Annotated in this window: 18 protein-coding genes; 9 read left to right on the top strand and 9 right to left on the bottom strand. The window is 67.3% G+C overall.

Annotated elements, in window-relative coordinates; all coding sequences use genetic code 11:
• Window position 1: 1 nt before the first annotated feature.
• The 4 genes from A9J21_RS29175 to A9J21_RS29160 are packed head-to-tail and all read left to right on the top strand — an operon-like array spanning window position 2 to window position 4,200.
• Complete coding sequence (locus tag A9J21_RS29175) at window positions 2-1,543, top strand: efflux transporter outer membrane subunit (protein WP_156546332.1); 1,542 nt, start codon at window positions 2-4, stop codon at window positions 1,541-1,543.
• Entirely contained in the window at window positions 1,540-2,712 is a 1,173-nt protein-coding gene (locus tag A9J21_RS29170) for an HlyD family secretion protein (protein ID WP_082926684.1), read from the top strand. The genes A9J21_RS29175 and A9J21_RS29170 overlap by 4 nt, the downstream gene beginning before the upstream one ends.
• Window positions 2,702-3,733: a DUF2955 domain-containing protein gene (locus A9J21_RS29165; RefSeq protein ID WP_066742260.1), complete on the top strand. Its 1,032-nt coding sequence runs from the start codon at window positions 2,702-2,704 to the stop codon at window positions 3,731-3,733. The genes A9J21_RS29170 and A9J21_RS29165 overlap by 11 nt, the downstream gene beginning before the upstream one ends.
• 17 nt (window positions 3,734-3,750) lie before the next feature.
• A complete protein-coding gene (locus A9J21_RS29160; RefSeq protein ID WP_066742258.1) occupies window positions 3,751-4,200 on the top strand; it encodes an ion channel in 450 nt (149 codons plus the stop codon).
• 25 nt (window positions 4,201-4,225) lie between these two features.
• Here A9J21_RS29160 and A9J21_RS29155 read toward each other — a convergent pair whose 3' ends face one another.
• Together A9J21_RS29155 and A9J21_RS29150 are read right to left on the bottom strand one after the other, a co-directional pair.
• On the bottom strand, window positions 4,226-4,591 hold the full coding sequence (locus A9J21_RS29155) for a hypothetical protein (protein ID WP_066742255.1): 366 nt from the start codon (window positions 4,589-4,591) through the stop codon (window positions 4,226-4,228).
• A gap of 124 nt (window positions 4,592-4,715) precedes the next feature.
• Window positions 4,716-5,717 carry an AraC family transcriptional regulator gene (locus A9J21_RS29150; RefSeq protein WP_066742253.1) on the bottom strand — a complete coding sequence of 334 codons (1,002 nt, stop codon included), beginning with the start codon at window positions 5,715-5,717 and terminating at the stop codon, window positions 4,716-4,718.
• A 194-nt stretch (window positions 5,718-5,911) separates the two neighbouring features.
• Between A9J21_RS29150 and A9J21_RS29145 the strand changes: the two genes are divergently transcribed.
• The 3 genes from A9J21_RS29145 to A9J21_RS29135 are packed head-to-tail and all read left to right on the top strand — an operon-like array spanning window position 5,912 to window position 9,465.
• Window positions 5,912-6,892 (top strand): quinone oxidoreductase, encoded by a 981-nt coding sequence (locus tag A9J21_RS29145; protein ID WP_066742251.1) that lies wholly within the window; start codon window positions 5,912-5,914, stop codon window positions 6,890-6,892.
• A 19-nt stretch (window positions 6,893-6,911) separates the two neighbouring features.
• The gene (locus tag A9J21_RS29140; protein WP_066742249.1) at window positions 6,912-7,760 is read left to right on the top strand and encodes a TauD/TfdA family dioxygenase; all 849 of its coding nucleotides are present in this window, start codon (window positions 6,912-6,914) and stop codon (window positions 7,758-7,760) included.
• 55 nt (window positions 7,761-7,815) lie between these two features.
• Window positions 7,816-9,465, top strand: coding sequence for a fatty acid--CoA ligase (locus A9J21_RS29135; protein WP_066742240.1), 1,650 nt, complete (start codon window positions 7,816-7,818; stop codon window positions 9,463-9,465).
• A 103-nt stretch (window positions 9,466-9,568) separates the two neighbouring features.
• Here the strand turns inward: A9J21_RS29135 and A9J21_RS29130 are convergent, their stop codons facing one another.
• Window positions 9,569-10,243, bottom strand: a complete 675-nt coding sequence (locus A9J21_RS29130; protein WP_066742237.1) for a LysE/ArgO family amino acid transporter — start codon at window positions 10,241-10,243, stop codon at window positions 9,569-9,571.
• Window positions 10,244-10,316: 73 nt separating this feature from the next.
• Between A9J21_RS29130 and A9J21_RS29125 the strand changes: the two genes are divergently transcribed.
• Window positions 10,317-11,213: a LysR family transcriptional regulator ArgP gene (locus A9J21_RS29125; RefSeq protein ID WP_066742234.1), complete on the top strand. Its 897-nt coding sequence runs from the start codon at window positions 10,317-10,319 to the stop codon at window positions 11,211-11,213.
• A 24-nt stretch (window positions 11,214-11,237) separates the two neighbouring features.
• Here A9J21_RS29125 and A9J21_RS29120 read toward each other — a convergent pair whose 3' ends face one another.
• From A9J21_RS29120 to A9J21_RS29100, 5 genes are all read right to left on the bottom strand, one after another.
• Complete coding sequence (locus tag A9J21_RS29120; protein WP_066742231.1) at window positions 11,238-11,714, bottom strand: SRPBCC family protein; 477 nt, start codon at window positions 11,712-11,714, stop codon at window positions 11,238-11,240.
• A complete protein-coding gene (locus A9J21_RS29115; protein ID WP_066742228.1) occupies window positions 11,695-12,054 on the bottom strand; it encodes a helix-turn-helix transcriptional regulator in 360 nt (119 codons plus the stop codon). The genes A9J21_RS29120 and A9J21_RS29115 overlap by 20 nt, the downstream gene beginning before the upstream one ends.
• Before the next feature lie 72 nt (window positions 12,055-12,126).
• Window positions 12,127-13,104: a tripartite tricarboxylate transporter substrate binding protein gene (locus A9J21_RS29110; protein WP_066742563.1), complete on the bottom strand. Its 978-nt coding sequence runs from the start codon at window positions 13,102-13,104 to the stop codon at window positions 12,127-12,129.
• A gap of 156 nt (window positions 13,105-13,260) precedes the next feature.
• Window positions 13,261-13,461 carry a DUF1289 domain-containing protein gene (locus A9J21_RS29105; protein WP_066742225.1) on the bottom strand — a complete coding sequence of 67 codons (201 nt, stop codon included), beginning with the start codon at window positions 13,459-13,461 and terminating at the stop codon, window positions 13,261-13,263.
• A 27-nt stretch (window positions 13,462-13,488) separates the two neighbouring features.
• Window positions 13,489-14,547 (bottom strand): 3-keto-5-aminohexanoate cleavage protein, encoded by a 1,059-nt coding sequence (locus A9J21_RS29100; protein WP_066742223.1) that lies wholly within the window; start codon window positions 14,545-14,547, stop codon window positions 13,489-13,491.
• A gap of 116 nt (window positions 14,548-14,663) precedes the next feature.
• Between A9J21_RS29100 and A9J21_RS29095 the strand changes: the two genes are divergently transcribed.
• A complete protein-coding gene (locus A9J21_RS29095) occupies window positions 14,664-15,686 on the top strand; it encodes an AraC family transcriptional regulator (RefSeq protein ID WP_066742221.1) in 1,023 nt (340 codons plus the stop codon).
• Window positions 15,687-15,791: 105 nt separating this feature from the next.
• Here the strand turns inward: A9J21_RS29095 and A9J21_RS29090 are convergent, their stop codons facing one another.
• Window positions 15,792-16,982: a porin gene (locus tag A9J21_RS29090; protein WP_066742217.1), complete on the bottom strand. Its 1,191-nt coding sequence runs from the start codon at window positions 16,980-16,982 to the stop codon at window positions 15,792-15,794.
• Between the last annotated feature and the right edge of the window lie 3 nt (window positions 16,983-16,985).

Raw genomic sequence — 16,985 nt, 5'->3', positions numbered from 1 at the left:
CGTGGCCGCATCCGCCCGTGCCTGGCTGGCCGTGGCCGCCGTGCTAGGCGGATGTGCACGGGTGGGGCCGGATTTCCAGCCGCAGCCCGAGCCGTGGACCGCCACCTGGCGCAGCGATGCCATCGAGCAGGCCAGCGTCCAGCAGGCCGAGCCGGACCTGCGCCAATGGTGGCAGGTGTTCGGCGATCCGATACTCGAAACGCTGATGGCCGAAGCCGACGCCGGCAATGCCGACGTGCGGATAGCCGGGCTGCGCGTGATGGAGGCGCGCGCCCAGCTGGGCATCGCGCTGGCGGGCCGCTATCCGCAGATGCAGCAGGCCAGTGCGTCGGCCATGTATGTCCACAGCCGCCAGTCCGGGCCCACCGCGCAGACCGCGCGGATGTGGGAATACAGCGCGGGCGTGGATATTGGCTGGGAGCTTGATTTCTGGGGCCGCTTTGCCCGGGCCATCGAATCGGCCGATGCCGCGTACTTTGGCGCCCAGGCAAATCGCCAGGCAGTGCTGGTGCTGCTGCATGCGCAGCTGGCGACCACGTACTTTGCGGTACGCACTGCCGAAGCGCGGCTGCGCATCGCCCGCGAGAACGCGCGGCTGCAGAAGCGCAGCTTCGAGATCACGGAGCGGCTGTTCAAGGGCGGCGAAAGCGATGAACTCGATTTCCAGCAGGCGCGCACGCAGTACCTGGGCACGTTGAGCAGTATTCCCGAACTGGAGAACCAGATCGGGCAGGCGCGCAATGCCCTGGTGGTGCTGCTGGGACGCCCGCCGGGCCCGCTGCCCGAGCTGGCCAACGCCTCTGACCGCGAGGGGGTGCTGCCATTGATCGATCGGGCCGTGTTGCAGGACGTGCCTGCCAACCTGCTGCTGCGGCGCGCGGATATCCGCGCAGCCGAGTTCCGCATCGCGGCGCAGTCCGCATTGATCGGCGTCGCCAAGGCCGACCTGTACCCGGCCGTCACGCTGATGGGCAGCATTGGCTGGAGCGCGGCGTCGCTGCCGGGCACCCAGAACGGGCTGCTGCTGGTGGGTGGCCCCAGCGTGCGCTGGAACATCTTCGACTACGGCCGCATCGTCAACAACGTGCGGGTGCAGGATGCGCGGCTGCAGCAACTGATCGTCGACTACCAGGGCGCGGTGCGGCAGGCCGCACGCGAAGCCGACGACGCGGCCAGCGGCCTTGACAAGGCGCTGCAGCGCGAGCGCATCCTGGGAGAGGCGGCGCATTCGGCCGAGCGGTCGCTGTCGCTGGCGAACACGGTATTCCGCGAAGGCTATTCCGATTTCCAGCGCGTGCTTGACGCCCAGCGCGCGCTGTTTGCCCAGCAGGACGCCTATCTGGTCAATCGCGGCAATGCCGTGAACTACCTGATCGGGCTCTACAAGGCACTGGGCGGCGGCTGGGACACCACGGCGCCGCTGCTCGATGCAGGCACACGGACCCAGATGCAGCAACGCACCAACTGGGGCGGATTGATCGACGAAGTATCGCCGCTGCCGGCGGCCAGCCTTCCGGCACAGACGGGGAGCGCGCGGCCATGAACGATACGCGTACCGAGAACGCGCCGGTCGACCGGAAGCGGGCCGAGGACGCCGGCGGCAGCACTGCCGCCACCGCGCCACCCGCAACGCAGGCGGCGGCCGATCCGTCGCACAAGGCGCTGCGATGGGTGGTGGTGCTGATCGTGCTGAGCCTGGCGTGGTACCTGCTGGCCGACCGCTTCACGCCTTACACCCAGCAGGCGCGCGTACAGGCGTTCGTGATACCGGTGGCCTCCGAGGTGCCGGGGCGCGTGACGCGCGTCTACGTGCAGAACAACCAGAATGTGGCGGCCGGTACCGTGCTGTTCGATGTCGATCCGCAGCACTACAAGATTGCGCTGGACCGCGCACGCGCCGACCTGGAGACCACCCGGCGCGGCATCGGCGCCAATACCGCCGGCATCGACTCGGCCCGGGCATCGCTGCGCGCCGCACAGGCCAACGAACTGAAGGCCCAGCAGGACAGCGAGCGGCTGGAGCGCCTGTATCGCGAGGACCCGGGCACGGTCTCGGTGCGCCGCCTGGAGGTGGCACGCGCCACGCACACGCAGGCCATCAGCCAGGTGGCGGCGGCGCGCGCCGAGGTGGAGCGCGCACGCGAGCAACAGGGTGGCAGCGACGACGACAATGCCAAGCTGCGTAGCGCGGGCGCCGCCGTGGACAAGGCCGAGCTGGACCTTGCCAATGCGCAGGTGAAGGCGCGGACGGCAGGGCTGGTTACGGACCTGCGCACCGAAACGGGCCAATACGCGGCAGCGGGCGCCCCGTTGATGACGCTGATTGCCATCCACGATGTCTGGATCAGCGCCGACATGACCGAGAACAACCTCGGTCATCTGGCGCCCGGGTCGCCGGTGCGGATCGTGCTGGACGCGCTGCCCGGCACGGTGCTGACGGGCAAGGTGCGCAGCATCGGCTACGGCGTCAGCGCGGGCCAGAGTACGCCGCCCGGCACGTTGCCAACCATCCAGAACAGCCGCGACTGGCTACGCCCTGCGCAGCGCTTTCCGGTCATCGTGGACATCGATCCGGGGCAACTGACCACGCTACGCGGTGTGCGCGTGGGCGGGCAGGCCGAGGTGATGGCCTTCCCCACCGAGGGGAACCCGCTGAACCTGCTGGGCCGCGCATTCCTGCGCGTCATGAGCTGGGTATCGTATGTCTACTGACGCCGCGTCGGCCATGCGCGCGATGCTGGCGCGCCGTGCCTTGCGGCTGGCGCTGGGCACCGCCGCCTGCCTGGCCGTGAGCTTCGGCATGCAATGGGCGGTGCCCGTGATGGCGCCGGTACTGGCGGTCTTCCTGTTTGCGACGATGGATCGGCCGCTGCCGTTCAAGGCCAGCGTTGGCCTGGCGCTGGTGGTCATGCTGACGACCGGCAGCGGCATGCTGCTGGTGCCTTTCCTGCGCCATGCGCCGCTGACCGGTGTGCTGATGGCGGGCCTGTGCCTGTTCCTGGCGTTCCGCCACGGGCTGCGCGGCGGCAATAACCTGGTATCGACGTTCCTGGTGGCGGGCGTCACGCTGATTTCGGCGGCGGGTACCGCCAACAGCGCACTGGCCCTGACCGTGATCGGTGCGCTCGTGCGCGGGTTGCTGTGCGCGGTGCTGATGCTCGGCATCTGCTATCAGCTGATTCCCGAACCGGGCGGCATGCGCATGCCGCAGAAACCGGGCGCCGCACCCGCCGATGCCGATGGCATGGCCCTGCGCGCCACGCTTGTTGTGATGCCGCCGTTCCTGCTGGCGATGGCGGACCCGGCAGCCTACCTGCCCATCATCATGAAGGCGGTCAGCCTGGGACGGCAGAGCTGCAGCACCACGGCGCGCGGCGCCGCACTGGAACTGGTGGGCTCCACGCTGATGGGCGGGGTGCTCGCCATCCTGTGCTGGCTGGCGCTGGGGCTGTTCGTCCACATCTGGATGTTCTTCCTGTGGATGCTGCTGTTCGGGCTCTGGGTGGCGCGCCGGCTGTTCCGGCTGCGGCCGGGGCGCATGTCGCCGGGCTTCTGGCTGAACAGCCTTGTCACGATGATCATCCTGCTGGGGCAGTCCGTGGCGGACAGCGCGGCGGGCAAGGACGTCTACCAGGCGTTCATGGTGCGCATGGGGCTGTTTGTCGGCGTATCGCTGTACGCATGGCTGATGATTGCACTGCTGGACCGGCGCGCCGCGCCGGTGCCGGCGTGACCCGAGGGAGACCGTCAATGCAACTGCACCTGCTGGTTGCCGCGCCCGTGATGCTGTTGTGCCTGCTGCTGCAATGCGGCGCCGTGGCGCTGTGCCTGCGGCGCTATGCGCGGTTCCAGAACAAGTGGCAGGGTCGCGAGCCGCTGTGGATGGACGCGGTATTGCTGACGTCGGTGATGCTGCTGACGCTGTTCTGCAACTTCGCGCAGATGGTGGTGTGGGCGGGGCTGTTCATGGCGCTGGGCGAGTTCGACACACTTGGGGCGGCGCTGTATCACTCGGCGGTGAACTTCGCCACGCTGGGCTACGGCGATATCGTGATGTCGCCCCGCTGGCGCATGCTCGGGCCGATCGAATCGGCGCTGGGCATCCTGATGTTCGGCCTGTCCACGGCGCTGATGACGGCGGCGGTGCTTGACGTGGTCAAGAGCCAGATGGCCCGGCTGCGGGAGACCGGGACGTCATGAGGCACGCGCCGCCTCCCGGCCGTGTTCAGGTGCAGTTGGCGCGGTAGGTTTCCTCAAGCTGCTTGCGGGAGTCGTCACGCTCCAGCTTGGGCACGGCACGGCCCTGCGCGCTTTGCGTGGCGGTGCCGGGCGACGTGTAGGCGCGTTGCTTCGAGGTGCCGTTCAGCTCCTGCAACAGGGCCTCGCAACGTTCGCGTTTGGCGTCGGCCGGACTCGCGGTGGGCGCCGAAGGTGGCCGATAGGGGTTGCTGCCCTCGCGTACCGCATCGGAGATGGCCTCGGCGCCGGAACTGGGCACCTGCTGCGCGTGCGCGGGCAACAGGCCCAGGCTGACGACCAGCGCGCCGGTGGCGACGATCAGGCGCTGCAACGGCTTCAGGACATTCGGCATGCGGGCTCCGGTTTTCAGGTTGAGTGGGTGCGCGATGATGCTTAGTGACGCGCAGTGACCTTCTCTTAGCCTAGACGCCGCGGTGCCGTGTCGCAAGGGCCGCATGAGTGACGTTGCGGGGCTGTCAGCGCGTGCCCGCGTGCCGCCGCCGCCAGGCAATCGGGGCCTCGCCAAACTGCGCCGAAAACCAGCGCGTGAATGCTGCCGCCGAGCCGTAGCCCAGCAATTCCGAGACCCGCAGCAGCGAATAGTCGGGATTGGCCACGTAGCGCTGCGCCAGGTCGCGCCGCACGCCGTTGACGATGTCCGTGAAGGTCTCGCCCGAGGCATCGAGCTGGCGCTGCATCGTGCGCAGGCTGATGCCCAGCCCCTGTGCCACGGCTTCGCTGGTGGCGCGTCCCATCGGCAGCATCAGGTAGACGGCATTGCGCACCTCGCGTCCGATCGACATGTCGTTCGCGCGCGCCATCGTCTCGACCACCCGCTCGGCGTGGCGCGCCATGGCCGGGTTGCCGGTCGGATTCGGCGCGTCCAGGTCCGCGGCCAGGCAGACGATGCCGTTGAACTCGCTGCCGAATTCCAGCGGGCAGCCGAACAGGCGCCGATGCACCTGCATGTCAGGCGGCGCCGCATGCGTGAAATTGACGCTTTGCGGGTGCCATTGCGGCCCCAGCAGCGCGCGGCACAGCCGGAACACCACGCCCAGCGCCAGTTCCGTGGCCTGGCGCGAGGGCGCTTCGAGCACCACTTCCTGCCGGATTACCACCACCTTTTCCGAGGCCTCCAGCAGGATGGCTACCGATTCGTTGACCAGATGCCGGTAGCGGATGATGGTTTCCAGGGCGTCGCGCAAGGTGGCCTGCTGGCTGATCAGCAGGCTCATCAGGCCAAAGTCGGACAGTTGCCGCGACTCCGCCATGCGCAGGCCGAACGTGGGGCAGCCGGTGGCCTCGGCAGCGGCTTCGAGCAGCGTGGCGCAGGCCTGGACCGGAATGCGCTGTTCGGGGTCGGCCAGCAGCGCCTGGCTCAGCCGCGCCGTGCGCAGCAGCGGCAGCGGATTGGCGCCAAGGCCGCGCGCGACATCGAAGAAGTTGGTCATCACGGCGGCGCGTACCAGGGTTTTCAAGCGGGTCTCCCGATTGTCGTTCTGCGCGCGTCACATGCAGGGGGCCATGACGCGTCGTTGGCGCGATGATAGGCGGCGGTGGCATGAAATGCAAAGTGTCCGGATTGCGCTGCAAAGCAGCCGGGGCTGGCGACTCCTACATTGACGTCATGGCGGCGCAAGTCGTGCCGCCCCCAAACTCTGGAGACGATTCCATGGCCAAGGCAGTGCGTATGTATGAAACCGGCGGACCCGAGGTGCTTCGCTACGAAGACGCCGAGGTAGGCGACCCGGGTCCGGGTCAGGTCCGCATCCGCCACGTGGCGGTGGGCCTCAACTACGCCGACACGTACTTCCGCAATGGCACCTACCCGGTACCGCTGCCGGCTGGCATGGGCGTGGAGGCGTCGGGCGTGGTGCAGGCCGTGGGCGCTGGCGTGACCAACGTGTCCGTGGGCGACCGCGTGACATACACCGGCTTTGTCAACACGCTGGGTGCCTACAGCACCGAGCGCCTGGTGCCGGCTGCGCCGCTGATCCGCCTGCCGGAAAGCATCGGCTTCGAGACGGCCGCCGCCATGACCATGCGCGGCCTGACGTCGGCCTACCTGATGCGCCGCATCCACACGTTCCGCAAGGGCGACACGATCCTGCTGCACGCGGCGGCTGGCGGTGTCGGGCTGATTGTCTCGCAGTGGGCGCGCCTGCTGGGCCTGAACGTGATCGGCACGGTGTCGACCGAAGAGAAGGGCGAGATTGCACGCGCCCATGGCTGCCAGCACATCATCAACTACAGCCATGAAGACGTGGCGGCGCGCGTGCGCGAACTGACCGACGGCGTGGGCGCCAACGTGGTGTTCGACAGCGTGGGCAAGAACACCTTCATGGCATCGCTCGATTCGCTCAAGCGTCGCGGGTTGCTGGTGTGCGTGGGCACGGCGTCGGGTCCGATCCCGCCGTTCGATCCGGTGCTGCTGGCGATGAAGGGCTCGGTCTACGTGACGCGTCCGGCGCTGGCCGACTATATCGCCGATCCGGCCGAGAAGGCAGAGCTTGCCGGTGAGCTGTTCGACCACGTGGGGTCGGGCCGTATCCGCATCGAGATCAACCAGCGCTACGCGCTGGAAGACGCGGTGCAGGCCCATCGCGACCTGGAGTCGCGCAAGACCACCGGTTCGTCGATCTTCGTTATCTGAAGCACCCGAGGAGACAGACATGAAAGTACAACAACTGAGCTGTGCGCTGGGCGCCGAACTGGTGGGCGTGGATCTGGCGGAAGCCGTGCGCAACGACGACCTGTTTGGCGAGATCCGTGCGCAACTGCTGAAGCATCGCGTGCTGTTCCTGCGCAACCAGCAGTTCAGCCGCGCCGAGCACGTGGCGTTTGCGCGCCGCTTCGGCGAACTGGAAGATCACCCGGTGGCCGGCAGCGACCCCGAGCATCCGGGCCTGGTGCGCATCTACAAGCGCCCGGACCAGCCGAACGACCGCTACGAGAACTGCTGGCACTCGGACACCACCTGGCGCGAGGCGCCGCAGTTCGGCGCCGTGCTGCGCTGCGTGGAGTGCCCGCCAGTGGGCGGCGACACGATGTGGGCCAACATGGCGCTGGCCTATGAGCGGTTGCCGGACACGGTCAAGGAACAGATCGCCGACCTGCGCGCACGCCACAGCATCGAGGCCAGTTTCGGGGCCGCCATGCCGATCGAGAAGCGGCTGGCGCTCAAGGCCCAGTTTCCCGATGCGGAGCATCCGGTAGTGCGCACGCATCCCGACACCGGCGAGAAGGTGCTGTACGTGAACGGCTTCACCACGCACTTCACCAACTTCCACACCCCGGCGCGCGTGCGCTACGGCCAGGACGCCAACCCGGGCGCGGCCGACCTGCTGCGCTTCCTGGTGTCGCAGGCCTATATCCCCGAGTTCCAGGTGCGTTGGCGCTGGGAACCGAATAGCGTGGCGATCTGGGACAACACGGCGACCCAGCACTACGCGGTGATGGACTACGCGCCGTGCCACCGCAAGATGGAACGCGCCGGCATCATCGGCAGCGTGCCGTACTGATCCGCGTGCGGATCAAGCTGAACCCGCAGGACATGAAGGAAAGGACAGAGCAGGCATGAAGGACAACCTCGTCGTCACCACCCCCTCGGCATACGCCTACCCGCTGCTGGTCAAGCAGCTGCTGACCAATGCAATGACCCTGCATGGCGATCAGGAGATCAGCTATCGCGGTGAAATGCGCTACACGTATCGCGATTTCCACCGGCGGCTGGGCCAGCTTGCCAACGCGCTGGGGGCGCTGGGCGTGCGCCACGGCAGCACCGTGGCCGTGATGGACTGGGATAGCCACCGCTACCTGGAGTGTTACTTCGGCGTGCCGATGATGGGCGCCACGCTGTTCACGGTGAACGTGCGCCTGTCGCCGCAGCAGATCCTCTATACGCTCAACGACGCGGGCGCCGACGTGGTGCTGGTACATCCCGACTTCCTGCCGGTGCTGGAGCAGATCCGCGACAGCCTGGTGCGCCAGCCGCGCTTCGTGCTGATGGCCGACGGCCAGGATGTGCCTGCCGGTTCCGTGCCGTTCGACGGCGAATACGAGGCCCTGCTGGGCGCCGCATCGGCCGAGTTCGATTTTCCGGACTTCGACGAGCGGACCAAGGCCACCACGTTCTACACCACGGGCACCACGGGCGATCCCAAGGGTGTGTGCTATAGCCATCGCGATATCGTGCTGCACACGCTGACCACGGCCACCAGCCTGTGCTCGCCGCGCGAAGGCCAGCGCATGCACCGCGAAGACGTGTACATGCCGATCACGCCGATGTTCCACGTGATGGCCTGGGGCATGCCGTTCGTGGCGATCATGCTGGGGCTGCGCACCGTGCTGCCGGGCCGTTACGTGCCGGCTGCGTTGCTGCAGCTGCGCAAGTCCGAGAAGGTCACGTTCTCGCACTGCGTGCCGACCATCCTGCAGATGCTGTTGCAGGCGGCGGACGAAGGCGAGTGCAACCTGTGGGGCTGGAAGATGATCATCGGTGGCTCGGCATTGCCCCCGGTGCTGTGCGAGGCGGCGCTGGCGCGCGGCATCGACATCTTTGCCGGCTACGGCATGTCGGAAACGGGCCCCATCGTGGCGCTGGCCCAGTTGCCGCCGGGTCATGTCCCACTGACCCGCGAGGAGGAAGTGCGCATGCGCTGTGCCACGGGCCGTCCCGTGCCGCTGGCCGACTTCCGCATCGTCGGCCCCGATATGCGCGAAGTGCCGCACGACGGCAAGGCGCAGGGCGAGATCGTGCTGCGCGCGCCGTACCTGACCAAGGCGTATTTCCGCAAGCCGTCCGCTTCGGAGGACCTGTGGGCCGACGGCTACCTGCATACGCAGGACGTGGCGGTGATGGGCGAGGACGGTTTCGTGCAGATCGTGGACCGGCTCAAGGACGTGATCAAGACCGGCGGCGAATGGGTGTCGTCGATCGAGATCGAGAACCTGGTCACCCAGGTGCACGGCGTGCAGGAATGCGCGGTGGTGGGCGTGCCCGACGCACGCTGGGGCGAGCGTCCGATGGCCTACGTGGTGCGCAAGGCCGGCATCGATGTTGATGCCCAGCACATCCGTGCGGTGCTGCTCGGCCATGTCGAGGCTCAGCGTCTGAGCAAGTTCGCGGTGCCGGAGAGCGACCGCATCGCGTTCGTCGCGGCGATTCCGAAGACGAGCGTGGGCAAGATTGACAAGAAGCTGCTGCGAGAGAAGAAGGCAGCCTGAGGCGAAAGGGAAAATTGATGGCCGCCCCTCCCCGGCTCGGAGGGCGGCCTTTTTGCGTTGACGCGGGCAGTCGAGCGGGAGGTGGCGCGGGGCGGTGGCGCGCCTACAGCCAGGCCAGACCCCGGAATCCGTCAATGGCGTGCCGCACCAGCAGCACTGAAAGCACCAGCATGGTCACGCCAACCAGCCGGTCCAGCACCTGCCAGGCGCGCGGATTGGCAAACCACGGTGCGAGCCATCGTGCGCCGAATCCCAGCGCGCCGAACCAGGCCAGGCTGCCGACGCTGGCACCGGCCACGAACCAGCCGCGCATTGCCGCAGGCTGTTGCGCGCCGATACTGCCCACCAGCAGCACGGTGTCCAGGTAGACATGGGGATTGAGCAATGTGAAGGCCAGGGCCTGGGCCAGCACGGCGCCACGGGTTGCGCTGGCCCGCCCTTCGGCCGCCTGCAACGCATGCTGACCGTGGGCGCGGCGCCACGCCCGCCATCCGTAGCAGGCCAGGAATACCGCGCCAGCCAGCGCCAGCGCGGCGGCCAGCGCCGGGCGTTCGCCCAGCGCGCGGGCCATGCCCATGACCCCGGCCGCGATCAGCAGTGCATCGGCCAGCGCGCATAGCAACACCACACTGCCCACGTGTTCGCGGCGCAGGCCCTGGCGCAGCACAAACGCGTTCTGGGCGCCAATGGCGACGATCAGGCCCAGGCTCAGGGCCAGGCCCTGCAGCAGCACAGCGAAGCCGGGCGCGGCGGGTGTCAGCAAGTCGATCGAATTCATGGCCGCAAGCTTGCCATTGGCTGGGGGTGAAGCCAAACTAAACAATCTTCATCTACATTAGCCAGACTTAATCATGCTCGACTACGCCGCGCTTTCCGCCCTGGCCGCCGTTGTACGCGAAGGCAGTTTCGAGCGGGCCGCCCGTGCGCTGCATGTCACCCCATCGGCCATTTCGCAGCGTGTCCGGATGCTCGAAGAACGCGTGGGCTGTGCGCTGGTGGTGCGCGAGACTCCGTGCCGCGCCACCGAGACCGGCCGCCGGCTGTGCCAGCATGTCGATCACGTGCGCTTGCTCGAACAGGAGTTGCAGGGGGCCCTGCCCGCACTGGCGCCGCAGGGCGAGGCCCGCGTGCCGCTGCCGGTGGCAGTGAACGCCGACAGTCTGGCGACGTGGCTGGCGCAGCCGATCGCCGCCTTCGCGGCGCGGCATCCGGTGCTGATGGAAGTGGCGGTCGACGACCAGGACCACACGACCGAATGGCTGCGCAGCGGCGCCGTGCTGGCTGCGGTGACGGCCACGGCCCGCCCGGCCGCGGGATGCAACAGCCGCCCGCTGGGGGCCATGCGCTACGTGGCGGCGGCCAGCCCCGCATTCGTGGCGCGCCATTTTTCGGCTGGTGTGGGTGCCGGCAGCCTGGCCCAGGCGCCGAGCCTGGTGTTCAACGCCAAGGACGAACTGCAGGCACGCTGGGTAAGCCGGCTATGCCACCGGCAGGTGCAACTGCCCCGGCACACGCTGCCGTCGTCGTACGCCTTTGTCACGGCGGCACTGGCCGGCATGGGCTGGGGCATGCACCCGCAGGCGATGATCGATGGCTATCTGCAGGCCGGTACGCTGGTGGCGCTGGTGCCCGACACGCCGCTGGACGTGCCCCTGCACTGGCAGCACGCACGCGCGGCATCGGGTCTGCTGGAAGGCTTGACCAGCGAAGTGCTGGCCGCGGCGCGGACGGCACTGCTGCCGCCCTGAACGTGCCGTCGGGCCGCCGGGGCCTCAGCGCAGCGTCGTGGCGAAGTCGTCGAGCTGGGTGATGACGGTATCCCAGCCTTCGAAAAAGCCCATCTGCTCGTGCTGGTCGCGCGTGGCTTCGTCGGGATGCATGACACGCGCGATATAACGGCTGCCGGCGGCTTCGTCCTCCATCGTGATGATGGCGGTGAAGCCGAGCCAGGGCTTGTGCGGTCGCCAGCCACCGGTCAGCATCGACGTGAACACCAGCCGCGACTGCGGCACGACGTCGAGAAAGCAGCCGGGATTGTCGCTGGTGCCACCGTCAGGCCCCTGCATGAAGGTGTGGAAGTTGCCGCCCGGCCGCAGGTCGAAGGCGCGGACTTCGGTGGTCCACGGCCTGGGGCACCACCACTCCTTGAGCAGGGCCGGGTCTGACCAGGCGCGCCAGAGCGCCGAACGCGGCGCGCGCAGCACGCGGGAAATCACGAGATCGCGGGATTCAGCGGCGTTTTCCTGCATGGGCTTGCTCCTCTTGATGAAGTCGCTCGACGAAATCGACCATGCGGTCGGATCTGGCTTCCCATACGGCGCGCTGTTCGGCCAGCCACTGCTCGGCTTGCGAGAGCGTTTCCGGGACCAGTTCGCAGGTACGCGTGCGCCCGGCCTTGCTGGTGCGGATCAGGCCGCTGCGTTCCAGCACCGTCACGTGTTTCATGAACGACGGCAGTGCCATGTCGAACGGCGCCGCCAGTGACGACACCGTCTGCGCACCGCTGACCAGCGCGCAGACGATTGCGCAGCGGGTGGGATCGGCAAGCGCGTGGAACACGTCGCTCACCGAGACTTGATAGTTAGCCATGCAGCTAACTATAGGGCAAGAGAAAGGCCGTTGCAATAACGGCCTGCGGTTGGGGGATGATGCGCTACGGAATCAGGGCTTGATGTTGAACGTCTTGACGATGCCGGCGTTGCGGTCGTATTCCGCATGCAGCGACTGGTTCAGGTCCTGCAGCGACTGGGCCGGCATCGGCTCGTAGCCAAGCGCCTCCAGGCGCTCGCGCACCTTGGGGTTGGCGGCGGCCTTGTACACCGCGCTCTGGATCTTCTGGGCCATGTCGGCCGGCATCTGCGCCGATGCGATGACACCCACCCAGTTGCTGAAGTCGATATCGGGGTAGCCCTGCTCGGCAAACGTCGGCACCTGCGGCAGCAGCGGCGAGCGGGTCCGGGACGCCACGGCATAGGGCTGGAGCTTGCCGGCGCGGATCATCGGCAGCGAGGTCACCATGCCGTCATACATCAGCGGGATCTGGCCGCCCATCACCTGGGCCAGCGCGGGCCCGGAGCCTGCGAACGGCACGTGCTGCAGATCCATGCCCGCTTCCTGGTTCAGGATGGCGCCCGCATAGTGCGATGCCGTGCCGGCGCTGTACGACGCAAAGCTGAGCTTGCCCGGGTTGGCCCTGGCATACGCGATCAGGCTCTTGAGATCCTTGGCCGGCAGGTTCGGTGCGCCGACCAGTACCATGCGCGAACGTCCCACCGCCGCCAGCGGACGGACGTCCTTCATGGTGTCGTACGGCGTCTTCTGCACCTGGGGCACTTCGGTCAGCACGTTGGTGGCCGTCACCATGATGGTCTGGCCATCGGCCGGTGCGGCCAGCATCGTGTTGATGGCGATGGCACCGCCGCCGCCCGGCTTGTTGTCGACCACCACGGACTGGCCCAGGTCGGCGGCCAGCTGTTCGGCCAGCACGCGTGCCATGACATCCATGGTGCCGCCGGCTGGCGCGGGCACCAGCACGCGCACGGGCTTGCTGGTCCAGGCCATGGCGGCCGGCATCGCCAGCGTCATGATGGCCGCAAGGATGGCGCGGCGCATGCGAAGGGGGGCAGGTTGGTTCGGCATGTTGTCTCCATGATAGGTCTTGTGGGTATAGAAAGCCGGACCTGCCCGCATTGGGCTGTAGAGGAAAGTGTCGTCGCGTTGAAATTGGCAGACCCGGTGAAACGGATGGCGCGCGCCGCATACGCTGTGCGGCGCGTCACCGGAATGCTGGGGCGGTCAGGAACGGCCTGCCGCCGGTCGACCGCGCCGCGCAGGCAGCGCCTCGATGATGAAGGCGCGCTGCGCGTCGGTCATGCCCTCCCACAGGCCGATTTCGGTCGAGGTCCGGCCGCATCCCTGGCAGTACCTGCGCGCACTGTCCATGCGGCAGATGTTGATGCAGGGGTTGGCGGGCCGGGTATCCGTGGGCTGTGACATGACGGGGTCGCTGGGTGAGGTAATGAATCAGGCTGCGCGGCGCAGCGGCAGGTTCTTCTGGCCCGACTGGCGGTTCGGCAGCATGCCGTGGGCGGCCAGCGTTTCGTCCACGCTGTCGTACCACGTGCCGATGCGATAGATCTCGCGCGCTTCCTTGCCCGTGGCAATCTCGCGGCCCAGTTCGTGCGCCACGCGCACGCACTGCTCGATCTGCTGCACCGACGTCATGCGGTTGCCGTGCTGGTCGATGATGGTGTCCTCGATGCCGCAGCGCGGATGCAGGCCCATCGCCATCGCCATCATGTTGAACGGCAGCACGTTCTTGAGCAGCGATTCGGCGGTCAGCGTGCAGCCGTCCGGCGCGCGGTGGATGAAGTTGAAGAAGTTGAACGGGTTCGGGCCGTCGAAGCCGCCGCCGATACCGATCCAGGTCAGGTTCAGCGGACCCTTGTAGGCGCCCGCGCGCACCATGCGTTCGAGCGTTTCCAGCGCGTGGATGCCAGTCAGCTGGAAATGCGGCTGGATGCCGGCGTTCGACAGGCGGCGCAGGTGTTCTTCCACCCAGCCCGGGCCGGCCGGCACGGTCATCTCGCGGTACGCCTCGATGTACGCCGGGTTCGACAGCGACGTGCCGGCCAGGTACTCGGGGTACAGCAGTTCCATGATGTTCATCTGCGTGGTGTTAATCGCCACGGTGACCTGGTCGGGAGCCGGGGTCAGATCGGCCAGCATGTGGCGCGTATCGTCGGACAGCCACACGGCGGCCTGGCCTTCGTCTTCCGGTGCGAACGAGATCGAGCCGCCCACCTGGATGATCATGTCGGGCACTGCGGCGCGCACGCCGGCGATCAGTTCGTTGAACTTGGACAACCGCTTCGAGCCCTTGCCGTCCAGTTCGCGCACGTGCAGGTGCAGCACGGTGGCGCCGGCGTTGTAGCAGTCAACGGCCTTCTGGATCTGTTCTTCCATGGTGACCGGAATGTCTTCCGGGAAATCTTCGGGCATCCACTCGGGGCCGTACGGGGCCACGGTGATCACCACCTTGTCCATGTTTTCGGGGTGCAGGGAATCGTCGAGGAATTGCATCTTTGTCTCCTATGTAGAGTGCGTGCTGCGGTGATCGAAGTATCGGCGAATGGCGCGCTGCAATTTGACGATCGGGGACGCTCGATTTACATTTGGGGACAGTCAGGGAAAACGCGATGTCCTACTTTCTGCGCAGTGCGAGCCTTACCAACTACGTGGATGTGGCACGAGCCGTCGGGCTCGATCCACACCAGATGCTGCGTGCCGCACGTATCAGCCGCAATGCGTTGCTGGATCCCGACATCCGCATCCCTGCCGCGCTGGTGGGCAAGCTGCTGGAGGCTTCGGCCAGCGCCGCACAGGTCGACGATTTCGGCTTGCGCATGGCCGAACTGCGCCCATTCGCGAACCTGGGTCCGCTGGCCTTCGTGGTGCGCGAGGAACCCACGCTGCGCCGCGCGCTGGAGTCGATGGTCCGTTACATGGGCCTGCAGAACGAGGCGCTGGTCATGCGCGTGGAAGACGTTGACGATGTGGTGCTGATCCGTCTGCAACTGCTCAGCAATGCGCCGGGCAGCCTGCGCCAGGCTACCGAGCTGGCGGCTGGCGTGATGTTCCGCATGCTGACGCTGTTCCTGGGGCCGGCCTGGCGCCCGCGCAGCATCTGCTTTACGCACGCCGCGCCCCAGAGCCAGGCCGCCTGCATGCGCGTGTTTGGCATGCCGGCGCTTTATGGGCAGGACTTCGACGGCATTGTCTGCGTGGCGAAGGACCTGGAAGCGCCTTTGCCGTCCTACGACCCCGTCATGGCGCAGCAGGTCAAGCTCTACCTGGGCACGCTGCTGGCGCAGTCGAACACCAGCATGACCGACAAGGTGCGCAAGCTCGTGCACGCGCTGCTGCCCAGCGGCATGTGCTCGGTCGATCGGGTGGCCCAGCAGCTGGGGGTGGACCGGCGCACCGTGCATCGCTGGCTGGCGCAGGACGGCGTCACCTATTCGGACGTGCTCAACGAAGCACGGGCCAGCCTGGTGACTCGCTATATCGAGAACCGTGCACGGCCGCTGTCGGAGGTGGCCACGCTGCTGGGCTTCTCGTCGCTGAGCGCGTTTTCGCGCTGGTTCGGCGCGCAGTACGGCTGCAGCGTGTCGAAGTGGCGGGCGCGCCATGAACAGGCGGACGGCGCCCCGGCGGCCTAAAAAAAAGACCACCCCGGCGCCAACGCCGGGGTGGTCAAACGAAGCTCGACGCGGCCGGACGACGGGTTCACGTTTGACCGCCCGGACGCGCCGATCCCTACATGATCAGAACTTGTGGCGGATGCCGAGGCTGACCCCGACCATGCTGCTCTGGCCGTTGCCCAGGATGTAGCTGTTGCCCGTGGCGCCGGTCGATGCCAGCTGGTTCGTGCTGGCGCCATCGAGCGTCAGGCCGGCATGCTTGGCGTAGGCCGTGCTCAGGTACAGGTCCGTGCGCTTCGAGAACGCATAGTTCGCCACAAAGGCAACCTGCCACGGATTCGGCGCATTGGTGCGGTTGAAGTAGTCGCGCTTGAGATCGTCGTAGTCGTACTCCAGCGTCAGACCGATGGCCGGCGTGACCTGATAGTTCACACCGATCCAGTAGTAGTCGTCACGCTGGATCTGGGCGTTCGTGCCGTTGTTCTCGGCCTTGCCCCAGCGGTAGCCGCCCATGATCTTGGCTACCGCACCGATCGTGTAGCTGGCCGCAACCGACGCCTTCTTCAGCGTGGCGGTGTTGCCCTGGTAGACGCCGGCGACGTTGTTGATCGACGGATTCCACTGGTCATAGGCGATGGCCGCGCCGAACGGGCCGGCCGAGTACACCGCGGCCGCGCCGAAGGCGTTGTCGCGGCGGAAGGCTCCCGGCACCTCGCCGTTGCCGCCAAAGGCGATCGTGCCGGCCGGCAGGTTGGGCACGCCGGCGCCGAACGAGAAGTGCGCCATGGTCGTCAGCGGGCCGAACGTGCCGTTGTAGGCCAGCACGTTGTCCTCGCGGAAGTTGTTGCCTGCCATCAGGGCTGCCGGCTCGTACTGGGTGGCGTAGGCGGTCGGCATGAAGTTGGCCATCGCCGCGAACAGCGACGTGTACTGGCGGCCCAGCGTGATCTGGCCGAACGTCCGGTGCTGCAGGCCGACAAATGCCTGACGACCGAACAGGCGGTTGCTCTGCTGCATCGTGCCGTTGTCGACGCTGAAACCGCTTTCCAGCACGAACAGGCTCTTCAGGCCATTGCCCAGGTCTTCCGTACCGCGCAGACCCCAGCGCGAACCGGACAGGCCGCCCGAGTTCATGCGATATACGGTGTCGCCGGCGCCCGGATTCGGGGTAAAGCCTGCCGCGGAGTACGGTGCGACGTGGTTCGCGTATTCCACGCTGGCGTCGATCACGCCATACAGCGTGACGGTGGATTGCGCGAATGCGCTGCCGGTACAGGCGAACAATGCGGCCGCGGCCATGCCCTTGAGCTTCATGAA

It is taken from the genome of Cupriavidus sp. D384, from assembly GCF_001652915.1.
Taxonomy (GTDB): domain Bacteria; phylum Pseudomonadota; class Gammaproteobacteria; order Burkholderiales; family Burkholderiaceae; genus Cupriavidus.
The sequence above is the reverse complement of the archived record's forward strand: the minus strand, read 5'-3'. Positions and strand labels throughout refer to the sequence as shown.